Annotated in this window: 18 protein-coding genes; 7 read left to right on the forward strand and 11 right to left on the reverse strand. The window is 66.2% G+C overall.

All coding sequences use genetic code 11. The features are described 5' to 3' along the window. Positions 1-12: 12 nt before the first annotated feature. Complete coding sequence (locus OXG83_07560; protein ID MCY3964877.1) at positions 13-1377, reverse strand: hypothetical protein; 1365 nt, start codon at positions 1375-1377, stop codon at positions 13-15. Beyond that, positions 1374-1628: a hypothetical protein gene (locus tag OXG83_07565; protein MCY3964878.1), complete on the reverse strand. Its 255-nt coding sequence runs from the start codon at positions 1626-1628 to the stop codon at positions 1374-1376. Before OXG83_07565 ends, OXG83_07560 begins: the two co-directional genes overlap by 4 nt. Before the next feature lie 85 nt (positions 1629-1713). On the opposite strand from OXG83_07565, the gene OXG83_07570 reads away from it, so the two are divergent. Together OXG83_07570 and OXG83_07575 are read left to right on the forward strand one after the other, a co-directional pair. Then, positions 1714-2457 (forward strand): sulfite exporter TauE/SafE family protein, encoded by a 744-nt coding sequence (locus tag OXG83_07570; protein ID MCY3964879.1) that lies wholly within the window; start codon positions 1714-1716, stop codon positions 2455-2457. 65 nt (positions 2458-2522) lie between these two features. Beyond that, a complete protein-coding gene (locus OXG83_07575; GenBank protein ID MCY3964880.1) occupies positions 2523-3293 on the forward strand; it encodes an SDR family oxidoreductase in 771 nt (256 codons plus the stop codon). A 12-nt stretch (positions 3294-3305) separates the two neighbouring features. Here OXG83_07575 and OXG83_07580 read toward each other — a convergent pair whose 3' ends face one another. The 6 genes from OXG83_07580 to OXG83_07605 are packed head-to-tail and all read right to left on the reverse strand — an operon-like array spanning position 3306 to position 9708. Then, a complete protein-coding gene (locus OXG83_07580; GenBank protein ID MCY3964881.1) occupies positions 3306-3749 on the reverse strand; it encodes a thioesterase family protein in 444 nt (147 codons plus the stop codon). Positions 3750-3754: 5 nt separating this feature from the next. Beyond that, on the reverse strand, positions 3755-4447 hold the full coding sequence (locus OXG83_07585) for a glycosyltransferase family 2 protein (protein ID MCY3964882.1): 693 nt from the start codon (positions 4445-4447) through the stop codon (positions 3755-3757). Continuing rightward, positions 4447-5313: a hypothetical protein gene (locus tag OXG83_07590; GenBank protein MCY3964883.1), complete on the reverse strand. Its 867-nt coding sequence runs from the start codon at positions 5311-5313 to the stop codon at positions 4447-4449. The genes OXG83_07585 and OXG83_07590 overlap by 1 nt, the downstream gene beginning before the upstream one ends. A gap of 21 nt (positions 5314-5334) precedes the next feature. Further along, positions 5335-5529: a hypothetical protein gene (locus OXG83_07595; protein MCY3964884.1), complete on the reverse strand. Its 195-nt coding sequence runs from the start codon at positions 5527-5529 to the stop codon at positions 5335-5337. Positions 5530-5566: 37 nt separating this feature from the next. Next, positions 5567-7564, reverse strand: a complete 1998-nt coding sequence (locus OXG83_07600; GenBank protein ID MCY3964885.1) for an alkaline phosphatase family protein — start codon at positions 7562-7564, stop codon at positions 5567-5569. Next, entirely contained in the window at positions 7561-9708 is a 2148-nt protein-coding gene (locus tag OXG83_07605; protein ID MCY3964886.1) for an alkaline phosphatase family protein, read from the reverse strand. Before OXG83_07605 ends, OXG83_07600 begins: the two co-directional genes overlap by 4 nt. Positions 9709-9855: 147 nt before the next feature. Here OXG83_07605 and OXG83_07610 point away from each other — a divergent pair, with 147 nt between their 5' ends. The 5 genes from OXG83_07610 (at position 9856) to OXG83_07630 (ending at position 14503) form a co-directional block, all read left to right on the forward strand. Next, a complete protein-coding gene (locus OXG83_07610) occupies positions 9856-10689 on the forward strand; it encodes a DUF429 domain-containing protein (GenBank protein MCY3964887.1) in 834 nt (277 codons plus the stop codon). Beyond that, complete coding sequence (locus tag OXG83_07615; GenBank protein MCY3964888.1) at positions 10686-11294, forward strand: sulfotransferase family protein; 609 nt, start codon at positions 10686-10688, stop codon at positions 11292-11294. Before OXG83_07610 ends, OXG83_07615 begins: the two co-directional genes overlap by 4 nt. 183 nt (positions 11295-11477) lie before the next feature. Then, a complete protein-coding gene (locus OXG83_07620; protein ID MCY3964889.1) occupies positions 11478-12086 on the forward strand; it encodes a DUF433 domain-containing protein in 609 nt (202 codons plus the stop codon). Positions 12087-12117: 31 nt separating this feature from the next. Then, the gene (locus OXG83_07625; GenBank protein MCY3964890.1) at positions 12118-12531 is read left to right on the forward strand and encodes a hypothetical protein; all 414 of its coding nucleotides are present in this window, start codon (positions 12118-12120) and stop codon (positions 12529-12531) included. A 514-nt stretch (positions 12532-13045) separates the two neighbouring features. Then, positions 13046-14503, forward strand: a complete 1458-nt coding sequence (locus OXG83_07630) for a PIN domain-containing protein (GenBank protein MCY3964891.1) — start codon at positions 13046-13048, stop codon at positions 14501-14503. 37 nt (positions 14504-14540) lie between these two features. Here the strand turns inward: OXG83_07630 and OXG83_07635 are convergent, their stop codons facing one another. From OXG83_07635 to OXG83_07645, 3 genes are all read right to left on the reverse strand, one after another. Next, entirely contained in the window at positions 14541-14981 is a 441-nt protein-coding gene (locus OXG83_07635; protein ID MCY3964892.1) for a hypothetical protein, read from the reverse strand. Positions 14982-15010: 29 nt separating this feature from the next. Next, positions 15011-15412 (reverse strand): hypothetical protein, encoded by a 402-nt coding sequence (locus tag OXG83_07640; GenBank protein MCY3964893.1) that lies wholly within the window; start codon positions 15410-15412, stop codon positions 15011-15013. Between the two features lie 368 nt (positions 15413-15780). Continuing rightward, positions 15781-16875, reverse strand: coding sequence for a hypothetical protein (locus OXG83_07645; GenBank protein ID MCY3964894.1), 1095 nt, complete (start codon positions 16873-16875; stop codon positions 15781-15783). Between the last annotated feature and the right edge of the window lie 71 nt (positions 16876-16946).

The following is a 16946-nucleotide window of genomic DNA, read 5'->3' on the forward strand; positions in this document are numbered from 1 at the left end:
CATGGCCCGCCCTCAGCGCGGCGGCAACCAGCCCCGCGGAGGCCGGAAGTAGACCTTCAGGTTGGCTTCCCGCCGGGTGTCGGGAGAGAGGTTCTCGAACACGCCGTAGACAAACGTACCGCGATCGTGACGGTGGATGACGGGATTCCCCCGCCACGCCGCATCGCCGATGTCGCACGGCTGCTCGGGGAGGCAGCCTCCCCTCGCACTGAGGTCGGCGGCCTCGTATTGGAAGCCGACGAACCTCACGTCCTTCGGCAACAGAACGCCGAGGACCTGGCAGGAACGCTCCGGATCGAGGACCGGGATCAGCAACTCCTGGACCTCGGCCCGGGTCTCCGGCGGCAACAGCCGCAGCACGTCGTTGCCTTCGGGCGACGCCAGCGCGCCGGTGTAGGCGAGGAACTCCTCGGGCAACGACTGTTCGACGATGCCGGTGACCCGCTCCAGACGTCCGGCGAGATCGCCCGCACAGGCTGTCGTCTCACCGGTTCTCGGTTCCGCCGGCCAGTGACTCGACACGGACCACTCGCCGGCCGCGCACTCGGGGCAGGCCCCGGCGGGCAGCAGGGTGGGATTCGCCAGCAGGCGGACCACGACCGGCTCCGGCTCAGGTTCCGGCTCAGGTGCGGGTTCGGGCGCGGGTTGGTCTGCCACGGCAACCGGCTCGGGCTCCGCCACGGGTTGCTCCGCCACGGCGACCGGCTCGGGCTCCACCACGGGTTGCTCCGCCACGGCGACCGGCTCGCGCTCCACCGCGGGCTGTTCCACCACGGCGACCGGCTCGGGCAACGGCGCCGGTTCCTCAGCCACCTCCGTCGACTCGGGTGGCGGCGCCTCCGTTGCCTGCGGGGGCTCGACGACCCGGGCCACGTTCTCCCGCTGAAGCCGGCGGTCGCGCTGCTCGGCGCGACGCTCCGCCCGGCGCTGCGCTCTGTTCATCGCTCGAGCCGAACCCGCGCGGGCAGTCGAGCTTGCCGCGCCGAGGCTCGAGTAGCTCACGTGCATGGGCGCCCAGAAGGGACCCGTTCGCTGACTCGAAGTGAACCCCACCTGGGGCCGCTTCCCGTCCTCCAGCCTCAGGTACGAGTTCACGATCATGAAGCCCTGGCGCATCAGTTCGATTTCCCACTCGCCAGCCGCGAGGCCGGTGACCTCGACTACGCCCTGCTCGTTCGTCAGCATCGGCGGCGGCCCCCCGGAGCGGTCCGCTTCCGCGAGCCGCACGATGACTCTGACCTCCGGCACCGGTTGCCCGGCGTCGTCAGCCACCGTGACCCGGATTCCGTGCTCCCCTCTCCAGTTCTGGGCTGCCGCGACCGCCGGTAGGGCCGCGAGCACTGCCGCCAGGCTCAACAGGAGCGGGCGCGACTTCATCCACGCGCCCCCGGCGGCGTCACGTTCTTCTCGGGAGGCTTGTCGGGCGGCGGGCGCCGATCGCGCCACATGCCCGTCATCAACGTGAGCAGGCCCAGCACGGCCTCGTCGACGAAGGGCAGGAGATCGGGAACGAAGAGGTCGACGAGGAAGATGATCGCCAGCAGCACGAAGAGCTGTGGGAAGCGCAACCCGCCCAGGAACGAGAGCAAGGACGTGCCGCCGCCGCGCGCGGGAGGCCGATCGGGCATCAGATCCCATTCTAGCGTCCGGCCGGCGCAGGCAAACGCTCCGGAAGGCCGGAACACGGGTTGGATCCCGCGCTAGGCTGCGGCCGTGAGCGAGCCGGCGATTGTCTATCCCGCCCTGGCACTGGTCGGTTGTGTCGCCGGAGCCTTGAACGTTGTGGCCGGCGGCGGCTCCTTCCTGACGTTGCCGATCCTCATCTTCTTCGGCCTGCCGCCGGGTGTCGCGAACGGCACGAACCGGGTCGCCATCCTCCTTCAGAACGTCGTCGCTTCGTGGGGTTTCCACCGCCACGGCGTCCTCGACCCCAAGTCCGCCCTGTGGGCCGCTCTGCCGGCAACGGCAGGCGCCGGCCTCGGTGCGTGGGTGGCTCTCACGATCAGTGACGACGCCTTTCGCAGGGTGCTGGCGGCACTGATCGTCGTGGTCACGCTCTGGACGCTGGTTTCGCGGCGCTCCGAGCCCGGGAAGCAGCCGGCCACGCTGCGGTTCGGCATGCTGGCGATCGGGTTCTTCGGTGTCGGAATCTACGGCGGATTCGTCCAGGCGGGAGTCGGCTTCTTCATCCTCGCCGCCACCTCGCTGGCGGGCCTCGACCTGGTGCGCGGGAACGCGGTCAAGGTGCTCAGCATCCTCTGCTTCAGCACCCTGTCACTGGCCCTGTTCGCGCTCTCGGGCAAGGTCGACTGGACCCTCGGCTTGGCGCTCGCGGCCGGCAACATGGCGGGCGGCTGGCTCGGCGTGCGACTGACCGTGCTCAAGGGTCACGTCTGGATCGGCCGCGTGGTCACGATCACCGTGATCCTGTTCGCGATCCGCCTCTGGTTCGGTTGAGACCGGAGCGAACCGGAGACGGCTATGCTCCGCGCCGCACCCTCAAGGAACCAAGGAGATCAACCGTGGCTTACGACGCTTTCGACCTGAGCGGCACCGTCGGGCTAGTGACCGGCGGCAACTCCGGCATCGGACTGGGGTTCGCCGAGGGACTAGCCCAGGCGGGGGCCGACGTCTGCATCTGGGGAACGAACGAGGTGAAGAACGCGGCCGCCAGGGAGCAGTTACAACGCCACGGCACGAAGGTCGAAGCACTCATCTGCGACGTCGGCGACGCCGACGTGGTGGCCGCATCATTCGAGCGCACCGTGGACCTCCTGGGCAAGGTCGACTCGTGCTTCGCCAACGCCGGCATCGGCGGCCGCGGTACGCCCTTCGTCGACATGTCGATGGAAGAGTGGCGCCGCATCTTCCAGGTCAACATGGAGGGCGTGTTCCAGACGTTCCAGCAGGCGATCCGGCACATGGTCGAGCGCGGTGAGGGCGGCTCCCTGGTCGCGACTAGCAGTTCCTCCGCGATCTTCGGAGCGCCTCGGAGCGAGCACTACGCAGCCACCAAGGCCGGCCTGAACGCAATGGTCCGCGGGCTCGCCGTCGAGCACGCGCGACACGGCATCCGGGTCAACTCCATCCTGCCCGGCTGGATCGACACCGCGATGACCGAGCGCGCCCTCGGCACCGAAGCCTTCCAGACGAAGGTCCTGCGCCGCATTCCCCAGCGGCGCTGGGGCGTCGGCGACGATTTCAGCGGCATCGCCGTGTATCTGGCCAGCGGGGCGTCGGCCTACCACACCGGCGACGAGTTCGTGATCGACGGCGGCTACGCCTGCTTCTGAGGTTCAGCGCCGCTAGGAACCGGCCATCGACCGGAAGACGGGCACGACGACCTCCGGCATCCTGCAGTGGTTGCCGGTTTCCCTGTCGACCCACACGTGGTCGGTCCGGCCCTCGACCAGCACCTTGCCCTCCACCTCCGTCCGGTAGCCGAAGCTCATCGCCCGGCTCTTCAGCCGCTCGAGCCAGCAGACGACCCGGACCGTGTCGCCATAGCGGGCGGCGCCCCGGTACTTGAGCTGGACGCCCGTGACCATCAGCCAGTAGCCCTCGTCCTCGATGTTCCGGTAGGCCATGCCGGCGGCGCGGCAGTGATGGGTACGGGCCAGCTCGAACCACACCAGGTAGTTCGAGTGGTGGACCACGGCCATCTGGTCCGTCTCCTTGTAGCGGACATCGACCTCGACTTCGCTCGACGGCACCTCCTGGCCGGCGGCGTTGACGGCGGTTCCGGTCATCCCATTCATATCGGGCCGCGACTGTAGCGGAGAACCGTGGCGATGATCTTCCAGCCCGCGCGCACCGTGCCGGAGATCGTGCCGGTGATCTTGGAAACCCCGGTCCGCCTGCGGTAGCTGACCGGCGCCTCGACGACACGCAGGCCCCGCCGCAGCGCCTTGACCTGCATCTCCGCCGTCCAGCCGAAGTTCGGGTCCCGCATGCCGAGCGACTCCAGCGCCCGCCACGAGACGGCGCGGAACGGACCAAGATCGGTGTAGCGGTGTCCGTAGAGCAGGCGAACGAGCAGGCACGCGAACCGGTTGCCCCAGCGTGCCTGCGGCAGCAGGGCGCCCGGCTCCGCGTTTCCCAGTGCCCGCGAACCAATGACCAGTTCCGCCTCGTCGCGCGCGATCGGCTCCACGAGCCGAGGCATCTCGTCGGGGTGATCCGAGTAGTCCGCGTCGAGGAACACGACGACGTCCGGCGGTCCGGTCCGGCGCACGTGGTCGAGCGCAGCCAGGCACGCGCTGCCGTAGCCCTGGACCGGCGCCGGAACGACCTCCGCCCCGGCTTCGCGCGCCCGCGCCGCCGTCGCGTCCCGCGAGTTGTTGTCGGCGACGACGACCCGCCGGACGAGATCGCCGGGAAGGTCCGCGAGCACCAGCCCGATCGAATCCTCCTCGTTGTAAGCCGGGATGACGACGTCGACGGCGATCACAGCGTGACGCCGAAGCGGTTCCGCAGCACGAACGCCAGCCCGATCGACAGGATCAGGAACGCGATCAGCCAGTGGAGGTCGAACAGGCCGAAGAACGAGATGGAAGCTGCCGGATACCGGATGTCGATCCGGTCGACCGGCCCGTCCCGGGGCAGCGACGGTTCCGCCGGATAGAGCAACTGGTCGACGATCGCCGCCCGTCGCCGCGTCGGCGAGCGGCGGACCCAACGAGCGCCGGCATCGGGGTCGACCACGAAGACACTCTTCGTGAACTCCGCCCCGCCCGTTCGGATGACCAGTTCGTGCCGGCCCGGATCAAGGGCGCGAAGGCGCCACGCCACCTGGTGCAGGCTGGGCACCCAGACGCCCGGTGTTTCGACCGCGACGCCCGGCGGTGCCTCGAGGTCCACGCCCGGGCGCGGCGGCGGCTCGCCGTCAGCCGACGGTTCCGCATCCGGCGCGACGAGATCGACGGTCAGGAGCGTACGCTCACCGACTTGGAGGCCGCTGTAGCCGTAGTGGAACTGGAGCTGGGCGATGAGCAGCACGAAGGGCACGATCATCCACAGGAGCGGCACCAGGTTGAGCCGCAGGTAGGTCAGGTTCTCCCGCAGCAGCCGCAGTTGGGCCCGGAGCACGGCGCGCAGGTCGTCGTTGAACAGCCGTACCTCCAGCAGGTGGGCGAACAGGCGTCGCTTGACCGCGGCGATCGCCTCCTGGTTCGACGTCCAGCGGTAGACCAGAAGCGCGAAGATGCCCGACACCAGCGAGACCAGCGTGACCGGCACGATCGGCGGCAGGGGCGCGAACGGCCCGAGCGCGAGGTCGAAGATGGCCCGCAGGGCGGCGTTGACGAAGGACATGGGCGGCGAAGACGGACGCCGTCAGGAGATGTAGCCCAGGCCGCGGAGCCGCTTCTCGATCTCCTCCCTCGATTCGGCGCCCTCGAGCTTGGCCAGCTCCTTCTCCAGCGCGTGGGAGATGAACTCCTCGACCGATGAGTAGCCCGCGATGTCGCTGTAGCGCTTCACCCGCGCGAGAAGATCCTTGTCGAGCTTGATCTTGCCGCCGCCGAACATTTTCTCCTCCTTCGCTAGCGCGATCGTCTGACCCGGTTCAGGGCGAGCCGGTCGCGGCACCGCCCGCCAGGGGCGGGAACTCCTCCACGCCGTACTCGGCCAGGATCGAGGCAGCCAGGTCGACGATGCCCCGGGCCGGGCGGCCAAGCGGACGACTGACCAGGAGCACGCCCGGCACGGTCCGGTGATCCATCATGTGATCGCCGCTCCAGGCGCTGTCGTTGTCGCTGAAGACCTCACCCACGACCTCGCCCGACGCCGACTCCGTCGCCCCCCGATAACCCTTCGCGTAGCCGACGACCAGATCGGGGCCGATCGCCGTGCGGTCCTGGAAGGCGTAGTCCTCGCGAAGGTGGACTTCCGTGATCGCGGGTTCCCCCGTCTCCGGGTCGACGACCGCCAGCAGTTCCTGCTTCAGCTCGCGCACCAGGTCGAGGCGCTCTGACGCCGTCACCGTGCCGTCGCGTTCACGGCCGCGCAGGTTGACGTAGAGACCCGAGAAGCCGATCCCGTAGGCCCGGGTCTCGTCCCAGTCGACGTTCAGCAGGAAACCCTCATCCGCGTACGGGTCCGGGTTTCTCGCCGTCAGGTAGCCCCTCTCGGCGAGCCACGCGTTCAGGTGAAAGGCGCGGCGCCAGGAGGCGAAGCCGTGATCCGACATCACGATGAGCAGCGGTTCGTCCGCGTCGCCGTCGCCGAGGCCGGCTTCGGCCTCGAGCCGGTCCAGCGTCTGCCCGACGACTGCGTCGAGTCCCTCGTAGAGCGTCGGGATCAGGTCCTCGTGCACGGCGTCGACTTCCGGGTCGTAGACGGGGTGCTCCGGATCGCGCGACCGCCAGCGGACGTGGCCGATCTGATCCACGTTGCCGAAGTAGTAGAACAGGAAGCCTCCCTCCTGCTCGAGGTAGCGGTCCAGCACGTAGCCGTACTGCTCGGCGACCTCGTCGCCGGCGATCTTGGCCTGCGCCAGGAACTCCTCCGGAGTAAAGACGCCCTCCGTCAGGGTCTTCGTGTCCTCGGGCATCCCCTCCGTGTAGAAGCGGTCGACCGCCTCCGCCAGCTCGGCCGCGAAGTCGGGCGGCGTCGAGATCGGCGCCGCGGGCGACATCGGGTCGTGGTCGATCGGGCTGACGTAGAGCTCGAACTCCGGCTCGAGCGCGCGCAGGTACATCCGGCAGATACCGCGCAGGTGCTGGGTCGGCATCATCTCGAAGCCGACCTCCAGCCAGTCGCTCCATTCCCCGACCCGGAGCACGATCTGCTGGTCGCCGAGCTCGATCTTGGCGCTCTCCGTCTCAAGATCGAGGTAGACGGTGAACGGTGCGGTCAGCTTGACCGGCTCCCGTAGCAGCGGATTCTCGGGACCAAGCAACTCCGCCTCGACGACGTTGTCGTAGATGTCCAGCTCGACGATGTCGCCGCCGCTGATGTCGCGGTCGGCGAAGAGTTCCGAGGTGTAGAACGTAAACGTGCCGTCCGTGCCGAGAATGTCACTCGTTCCCATGCCCGAAAGCTCGCGACTGGCCGTGCCGGAAACAGGGAAGTTCGCCGGCATGCGGATCACCTGCGTCCGCACGCCGTGCTCCTCCAGCACCTCCCAGAACGGCGTGCCGTGTCGGAACTGCACGTAGTCCCCGCTGGTGAGCGGGAACTGCCAGGGCCCCACCTCCAGGAAACGTCCGCCGGAGGACGCCGCGGCCGTCGACGAGTACGGGATCATCGTCTCCGGGTCCCGGTGCAGAAAGTCGAAGATGCCGTGACCGCCCGGGTCCATGCCGGTGACGAAGCTCGACCAGGCGACCGGGCTGTGCGGCGGGATCGTCGTCTCCAGGCGGGTGAAGCCGCCCATGGCCTCGAGGCGGGCGAAGTTCGGCAGCCTCCCTTCGTCGATCAACTGCCGGGTGAGTTCAGGGTCCAGGCCGTCGAAGCCGAGCACGATGACCTTCGGCCCCTCGGACGGACCGACGCCACCGCCGCCGCAGGCGACAGCCAAGGCGGCGAGCACCGCCGCCACTAGCGCAAGCGGCCGGTTCACGCTGCCGCTCCGGCCGCACCGCCTGCAAGGCCTGCCGGGTCGAAGACCGACTCGCCCTCCATGTAGTCCGGCTTGTCGACTCCGAACAGGGCCAGCGCCGTCGGCGCCATGTCGAGCAGCGACAGATCGTCCTCCCGGTCCACAGGCCGGCTGCTGAAGAAGACGCCGGGCACGAGCCGCGGATCGACACAGTGGTCGCCGCTCCAGGCTTTCGTGTTGTCGGCGAAGAGCGGCCCCGCCACCACACCGACCGCGCAGTCCCAGGACACCCGGTAGCCATCGTTGTAGCCGACGATCAGGTCGGGGGCGTTGCCCTTGTAGGGACCCGTGTACAGGTCCTCGGCGTCGAAGGCGGCGTTGATGCCGACGGCGCGCCGCTCCTCGTCGCGCAGGCCGGTCCAGGCCGTGATGAGCTCGCGCTTGAGCGCCCTCGCCTCTTCGCCAGGCTCCACGATGCCCGAGGCCTCCCGGCCTTTGAGGTTCAGGAACACGCCGGCGAGCCCGAGAGCGTAGGCGCGCGTCCGCGACCAGTCCACGCCCTCCAGCCACTCCTCGCTGCCGTCGGCGTCCTCGCGAAGGACGAGGTAGCCATGGTCGAGCAGCCAGCGATTCAGGTTCACGCCGCGCCGGAAGGAGGCGAAACCGTGGTCCGAGAGCACGATGAGTAGATCCTCGTCGCCCAGCTTCTCCATCACCCGGCCGACCAGGGCGTCGTTGTGCCGGTAGTGCTCCTCGATCGTCCGGCGCTGCTTGCCCGTCTTGCGGCCGTTCGCGGCCGGGTGTCCGTCTTCCATGTAGCGCCAGAACATGTGCTGGATCCGGTCGGTGGCGTCGAAGACGCAGGTCAGGGAGCCCTTGCGCAGTCGCTCGAGCGCGGCGAAGAACATCTCCTCGCGCTCGCGGTCGATGTCGCACGACTGCTTGAGGAAGGTCGCGTCGTCAGTCACCCCTTCGTTGAGCGCCGTCGTGTCCTCCGCGAGACCGAGGGTGGCGAAGTCGCCGAGCCGCTTGGACAGGTACGGAGCGTAGTAGGAGGGGTGGGAAATCGGCATCGCCGGTTTCTCGGGATCGATGTGGATCGCGGTCAGGTAGAGCGACGTGTGCTTGCCCGCCTCCGTCAGCATCATCCGGGTCAGACCGTGGACCTTGACCCCGGGCGCGGCCCGGAACTCGAGGCGGACCCAGTCCGAGAGCTGGCCCCGGCCAAGCTCGACTGTCTCGCCTGCCACTTCGACCGTCGCGGACCCGGCCTTCCGGTCGACCTGCACTGTCATCGGCAGGCGAAGCGGCGGCGGCGGATCGCCCTCGAGGAAGCTGTTCTCCGGCCCCTCGATCTCGCAGTCGAAGTGATCGGGGCCGGCGCCGTTCGAGGTTAATGGCACACGCACACCGCCCTCGCGGATCGCCTCCGTCGCCGGACGGGTCGTGTAGTAGAGGAAGGTCCCCTGGCTGCCCACCAGGTCCGGCACGCACATCGCCGCCAACTGGGCGCCGTAGAAACGGTCCGGTGGGAAGGTGATCGGCACCCGGAGCACCGTGCTCCAGACGTTGCGCTCGCCGAGCACGGTCCAGAACGGCTTCGACCGCCGCAGCATGCGGATCTCGGGCTTCTGCAGCGGGATCTTCCACTTGCCCAGCTTCAGGAACCGATCCACCCGGCCGATGTGGGCCGAGGAGAGCTTCGGCAGGTAGCTGCGCAGGTCGCGGTCGAGGAAGTCGAAGATGTTGTGCTTGCCGGGGTTGGCGCCCGTCGCGAACGTCGACCAGGCGACCGGGGACAGGGCCGGGTAGGTGCTGGCGATCCGGCGGTAGCTGCCCTGCCTCCCGAGACGCTTGAAGTTGGGCAGCTTGCCCTCCTTCATCATCCGCTCGGTCAGTCGCGGGTCCTGGCCGTCGAGCCCAATGAACACGAGTCGCTTGACGTGCGCCTTCGGCGGCTTCTTCCGACGCACGACCCGCCACAGCGTGCGGATCGGCCAGGCCAGGATCGACAGGAAGGCCAACACCACCGTCACCAGCAGCACCAGGAACGACGACATCAGCGCAAAGCCAGCCCCCGGACCGATGTAGGCGGCCGCCGGCGCAGCGGCGAAGAGCGCCGCAAGAAGCGCCAGCGCGACGGTTACGAGACGCTGAGCTGGCAACGGTTTCTCCAAGTGCTGGCGCCGCTCGAGCGCAGGAGTGCGGCGGCTCGCGAAGCGCCGCGGAGCATACCAAGGCTCTGTCTGCGATCTGGCGGCTGCAAGCTAGTCTGTCCCTTGCCCCACGATCCGACCGAACTTCTCCGGCAGATGGCAGAACCCGCGACAGACCAGGGACAGGAAGGGAACCGGACAGACCTCGAGACGAACCCTTGTCCCGAAACCGGTTTCTCTCGGATCATCGGAGTCGACTTCGCGACAAAGGACGCCAAGAGAGGCCTGGTCCTGGCGACCAGGGAAGGCGGCCACCTTCGATTGGAGCGCACGTGGAATCGTCGCGGGGCCTTCCTCGACATTCTCACGCAGTGGGTGGCCGAAGCCAAGGAAGCTACGCTGATTGCAGTCGATGCACCGCTGGGATGGCCGGCGCCCCTCGGGGAGGCCCTGGAGTCGCACCAAGCCGGCCAGACCATCGCAACGTCAGCCGACGGCATGTTCCGGCGAAGAACCGACGACTTCGTTCAACACACGACCGGGAAAAGGCCGCTCGAAGTCGGCGCAAACCTCATTGCCCGAACAGCCCACGCTGCTCTGGATCTCCTGAGCAAGCTGGGTGAGGCCCTCGGCACATCGGTTCCGCTCGCCTGGACACCTACTGGTGTAGAAGGACCGGCGGCGATAGAGGTGTATCCCGCAGCGACGCTCAGGGCCTACGGAATCCGGGACGCCGGCTACAAGAAGGTCGATCAACAGCGTGAGCGCCGCGAGATCGTCAAGGCCCTCAGGCGCCACTCGATGAGGATCCCGGATTCTGGTGCCAGCGAACTTCACCGCAACGCGGACACGCTGGACGCCGCGGTCTGCGTCCTCGCTGCGGAAGACTTCATCGCAGGACGAGCCGCGCGTCCGGAAGATCAAGACCTGGCGCGCCGTGAAGGCTGGATCTGGGTCCGACGGTCCACGGTTAGCATCCCGCCGCCATGAACCTGCGAACACTCTGGCGCCGTGTCCGCTACGGCCGGCCGGTTGTCGTCGTCTCGGGACTTCCGCGCTCCGGCACCTCCATGGCGATGCGGATGCTCGAAGCCGGGGGCATGAAGATCGTGACCGATGGCGAACGGCAAGCCGACGAAGACAATCCCCGCGGCTACTACGAGGACGAGCGGGTCAAGGACCTGGGGAAGGAGCCGGACAAGTCCTGGCTCCAAACTTCCCGGGGACGCGCCGTCAAGGTCATCTCCTTCCTGCTCAAGGACCTGCCACCCAACCTGAACTACCAAGTTGTCCTGATGCGACGCGACCTCGGAGAAGTGCTGGCCTCACAGCGCAAGATGCTCGATCGTCGCGGCGAGACGGACGACACGTCGGACGAACGGATGATGGAGCTGTGGCAGGACCAGCTCTGGCGGGTGAACTACCTCCTGCGCCACGCGCCGCAATTCGAATGGGTCGAAATCGAGTACGGTGAAGCGTTGCGGGACCCCCAGACGGCGGCCACACGAATCGCCAGCCTCGTCGGCGGGCTCGACCAGCAGGCCATGGCCGGAGTAGTCGACCCGACGCTGTATCGGAACCGGGCTGCGCCTTAGCTCTTCAGTGCCGATCGCCGCAGGTCGAGCGGGCCGCCCATAGCCGGTCTGCTATGTTGGTCCCGGCTCTCGCTAGCCGTCCCAGTAGACGCTCAGCGAGAGCGACCAACGAAGAGAAGTACTCCGATGCAGCACGGTATTGAACCCCGCTACCCTCTCGCTGAGGCGGCAAAGATCGTCGGTATGCCCACCCCTACGCTGCGGACCTGGTTCTGCGGCTGGCCCACCGGCAAGCCTCCCGTGCTCGCTGCCGACGGACGCGCCGACGCTCCGCTGATCCTCAGCTTCTTCAACGTCGTCGAAGCACGCTTCCTCGATGCGTATCGCCGAAGAGGCGTTTCAATGCAACGAGTCCGCCTCGCGCTGGACTTCGTCAGCGAGCATCTGTCCGGATTCGAGCGGCCGCTCCTGAGGCCCGACTTCGAGACTGACGGGAAGGCCCTGTTCATCGAACTGCAGGAGGCCAGCGAGGCGCCCATGCTTCTGGACGTCACCGGCGGCGGTCAACTCGTTTGGCCGGACGCGGTCCAGGAGCACTTCAAGTCGCTCGTCTTCGACGACCACGGTGATCCTTCGAGGCTCTGGCTCGATGATCGACACGACGTCATGCTGGATCCGCGCTTCGGCTGGGGGCTTCCGGTTGTCGCGGGCTCGGGGGTCCGAACTGACGTCCTCTTCGAACGCCTGGAGGCCGGCGAGGGGCTCGACGCCATTGCCGACGACTTCTCACTGGAGAGGTCCGAGGTCGAGACTGCCGTGGCCTGGGAACGAGCGGCCAGACGGGCCGCGTAGTCCGTCCCAGCTACGAGGCGAGTGATCCCCGATGTCGGTTGACCCCGAGGACGACTCTTGCCCGACGTTCTTCTTCGACCGCTCGATCGGCAAGGCCGTGCCGCGGGCTCTCCAAGCCGTGCGTGTACACGCCGTTTCCCACGATGATCACTACCCGGCGCAGCGGAGAGTTCCGGACGAGACGTGGATCGCCGAACAGACCGAACTCGGGCATGTTCTGGTCACCAAGGACAAAGGGGTCCGACACCGAGCTTCCGAGGTCGCAGCCATACGCTCAGCAGACGCGCGACTCCTCGTGCTCACCGATAGGCACGCTAACCGACTCCGGATGTTGCGAGCGATCATGATCGCTTGGCCGAAGATCGAGAGAATCGTCGATACCGAACTGATCGGTCCGTGGATTGTCACGATCAGCGCCGCCGGAGCGTTCAACAAGGTGCTCTGACTCTCCTGACTAGCCGAACAACTGGAGAAGAAGCCTACGAGCCCCGAGAGATGTCTGCCTAGGTTCGCGCGAAACGGGACGAGAGTAGGGTCCGACGAAGAAACGAAAGGGAATTCTGTCGAATAGTGCCCGTCGACTTGGAGGCGTCTTGCGGGACACAGCAAGCGCAGTGCGCCACGTTTCGCCCAATTCCAGGCTGCGCCCGGTCGCATCAAGCTTGTTAGCAAGTCGGCATCACCTATGTGGCCACCTACTCAAAGGGGATTACAACCCCTGTTACCCACCGGAAACGCCCGTAGCGTAACGGCCTCGGCACTGTAGCTCACGAAGCCGGCCACGGGAACCCCGAGTCCGGTGTGCGGGTCAGACACCGGTCGCTGGCCGGACGAGGGTTCCCTGCGTTGCCACTCGACCGGTCGGACCGACCTCCCGGGCTACATCGAGACTCGCCGACTTCAGACCGGCCACGCCGGACTCTGGCGTGTAGTGTCAATCTGCTACGGTTCATGATCCGATGGCCAAGACTGCCCACGTCATTCTCGACACGTCCGTCCTTCTTCGATGCAGGCCGCTTCGGGAGCTACCTTGGCAGGACTTGCAGTACGGCGATTTAGTTTCACCAGACGAGATTCGTGTGGTGGTTCCCCGCCCTACGCTGATTGAGTTGCAGGCCAAGCGCTACCTAAGGCAAACGATGAAACGAGCCGAACGTGTATTGGATGAACTGCGTCACAAGCCCACCACGCTGCGGCCTGGCAGCCCCACTGTATCTGTGTGCTCGACCCGTGACCCACTGCCGTCACCGGAAGCGATGAAAGCTGTCGGGCTAGATCCGGGCTTCGGGCTGACTCCGGGCTGGAGTGACGACTACCTCATCATGTTTGCTCAGACCCACGCGGAGTCCCACGAGAACGTCGTGCTACTGACCGCAGACGGTCCCCTTTCGGAGCGCGCCGACGAACATCCGGGGGTGACATCCATTCATCTCTCGCAGGCAGACTACGGAGACTGGTTTCAGGCCCCTAAACCAGATGCAGAGGTGGTCCAGTTGCGACAGCGCGTGGCTGCACTGGAGGCCGATTTCGAGGTCCACGTTCCGGTCGTGCGCATTTCCTTTGGAACAGACAGCGGCGAACTGACCGCCGTTCATGTTGGCAGTCTGACGGCTGACGAATGGAGCGCTCAGCGCCAGCGGCTCGAAGCCGCCCTCCCTCAGGTCACCGACTTTGAGTTCGTGGACGTGGGTGCGGCCCGGCTGCTCGCTGGTGGTTTACTAGGCGATCCGCAGTTAGTCTCCGCTACTCTCAAGGAGAGATCTAAGTACAAGTCCGACTACGCTGAATGGCTTAGTGCCTGCGAGTCGGAAACAGCACTCCATCGCCGTGTGATGGAGTGCGTGAGGTTTGTCGTCTGCATCGAGAACATCGGAACGGCTCACGCCAGAACCGTTGAAGTCAACCTCGATGCGCTTGGGTGTCAGATTATGGACGCTTCCGATGAGTCGCTGGACCCTCCAGGTTTGGACGAGATGGCGTCCTATCTGTCTCCACCCGAACCGCCGCCGACGGCGCCGGACTTGTTCAAGGAGCGTTTCGCCTATCGATCATCAGATCTACTGCTGAGTCCGGATCTGGATGTTTCGATAGCGAGGCCGTTTCGAGATGGACCACCGGGCCAGTTCGAGTACACAACAGACAAGCCGTCATTTGAGGAAAGGCTCACTCTCCGCTGCCCGTTGTGGCCCCACGGGGGCGAACCGGTGAAGATTCCGCTGTGGATTCGGTGGAACCGCGGGGCAGTTGGCACCAAGAACCAAGTTCGGTGTGCTGTCTCTGTTCGTGTAGGAGCGGAGAACATCGTGGAGCCAGTGCATACCAAGCTCCCCATGAAGATAGCGATTCGCCACGAAAGCGGTATCGAGCATGCACGTCGCATGGTTGACGCCATCATCAAGCACCACACCCGTAAGTAAAGGGGATTGTATACTAGGGTTGACAGCGCGAACCGGCCTACTCGTCCTCTTCCTCTCCCCGCACGAACATGACCGAGCCGAGGGGGAACTTCGGGCTCTCGTGAGTCTGGGTCGGGTCCGGCAACTCACCCACCTTGGCTTCGTACTTCCATCTCTTTCCCTTGCGCTCCTCGTGACGGTCGAAGATGAACGCCTTGTGCTGCTTCTGTTTAGGGTTCGACAGTCGGCCTTTCAGTTGTTTTTCGTCGTCCTCGGTGATGCCTGCCAGCTTGTTGCTGTGTCGTCTTCGATTTTCGGCGACCGTCATGTCGATGCCGCCCACTTTCCCGTCTTCGTCGGTGACGACGGGGTGCGTCAGCTTCACCGAGACCTTTCCTCCGCCGGGTGGCACTGGTTCCATCAGTTCGACTCCCTCGATGCGTTGTCCGCCACAGCGGACGATTCCGTTGCCGTGGATGTGGATTTGGCCGTCGCTCATGCCTGCCTGCCGCCGCGACGGTCCGGAAGCTAGGAGTCCGAAGTCAGGAGGATGAGCCTCAGCTTCTCGTTCAACTGCCTCGCTTCTCGATCCGCGTCTTCGATGCCTTGGTCAAGCACCTGTCGTTTCTCCCGGTACGACAGGATGAAGTCGATCTCCTTCGGATTCAGGCCCGCGTGCCGGGCACGACTGCGGTTGTACGCAGCATTGATGGTGAGTTCGTTCCGAACAACTGCCTTGTAGAGTGCCCGGCGGAGTTCCGCGGTTTCCCGGTTGGCCCGACGTTCATCGACACGTCGTGTGTGCCTCCACAGTCTCCACGCGATGAGCGGCGTCGCAAGGGCTCCCGCTGCCGCGAAGGTTGCGACGATGAGTGTGGCTACCTCCATGTGGCGGGCTCTATCCGGTGTGTTGGAATGGGTGTACTCCACAACGGAGGTCTAGCTGCTCGTTCCAGTCCTCGACTTCCCTGCTCGTCACACCAGAAACCCAAATCCTGCCAGGGACCTCGCTTGGCTCCGATGTCGGCTCTACTCTGACTCCATACTTCGCGGCGACGGTTTCTAGCGTTTTGCAAAGACTCTCGCCATACCGATCTTCACTTTTCCTCTATGCACGTCTGATCGCCTTTCGTTCTCCTGTCATCCATTCAACTTCTTGTTCGGCTTGAACGGCATCCGGTTCTTCATCAGCATGGCTCGTGCCACGTCCTCCATCGTAGCGTCGCCGTAGTTTGCCTAGTGGCGGCGCGAGCAGAGACAGACACTTTGGCGTGAGCCACTCAGCGCCCAGGAGAGTCCTAGTACACGCCCACCGTCGTCGCCGACGCCAGCCGCGCGAACGGCCGCACACCACTGACGCCGTCCCAGGGGTAGTCGGCGTACGGCTTCTCCCGCTCCCCCTCGTCACGCTCGAGGAAGCCGGGCACGAAGAACTCGCGCGTGAGCGTCGTGAGTCGCACCCGGCCGGTGGCGCCGTAGTCGACGACTTGGTCCGGGTCGTCGGGGTCGACGACCTCGAGCACGGCCCGCGGCTGCGGCGCGTAGTAGGCGATCGTGTAGCCGTCCGCCGCCGTGACCGGCCGCGACGCGGCCAGGCCCATCAGGGTGTTGCCGTAGGTGGGCGTCATGTAGACGCCGTCGAGGAGTTCCTCGACCGCGAAGCGGGTCCATTGCGGCGTGAACTCCGTGCCGCCCGAGAAGATGCCCTTGATGCCCGTGTCGGCGAGGGTCTGGCCGCGATCCTCGAGCGCCAGGCACAGGGACTCCAGCAGCTTCGGAGTCGCAAACATGGCCTGGATGTCGTGACCGGCCGAGAGCACCGTCAGCGCCTGGTCGATCACGTGGTCCTTGTAGGCCTCCAGGTGCTCCATCCAGCCCTTCTTGATCAGCTTGATCACCCAGCGCGGGTCGAGGTCGACGCAGAAGCAGATGCCGCCCCGGTACTGGCAGAGGTGCTCGACCGCCAGACGCAGGCGGCGCGGGCCCGACGGTCCCAGCATCAGCCAGTTGGAACCCGGAGGGAAGTGCTCGTCCGGCAGACTCGCGCTAAACAACTCGTAGTCCGTGCGGAAGTCGTTGAGCGCCACCCGGCTCTTCGGAATGCCGGTCGTGCCCCCGGTCTCGAACACGTAGATCGGATCGTCGGCCATCGCCTTCGGCACCCAGCGCCGCACCGGTCCGCCGCGCAGCCACTCGTCCTCGAACGGCGGGACCTTGCGCAAGTCCGCGTAGCAGGCGACGTCACTGCGCGGGTCGAAGCCGAGCTTCGAAGCGAAGTCCATCCAGAACGGCGTTCCGGTCTCCGGGCTGAAGTGCCACTCCATCATGTCCCGGACGTGGGCATCGAGTCGTTCCCTGGCCTGGGCCTGGGCGTCAGCGCTGGCGACTTCCATCTGCGAACTCCAATCGGGTCGGACCTGCTGTGATCGGCGGCCTGAAGCGGCGGCAGACTACAGCACCAGCC

The organism is Acidobacteriota bacterium, assembly GCA_026707545.1.
Classification (GTDB): domain Bacteria; phylum Acidobacteriota; class Thermoanaerobaculia; order Multivoradales; family Multivoraceae; genus Multivorans.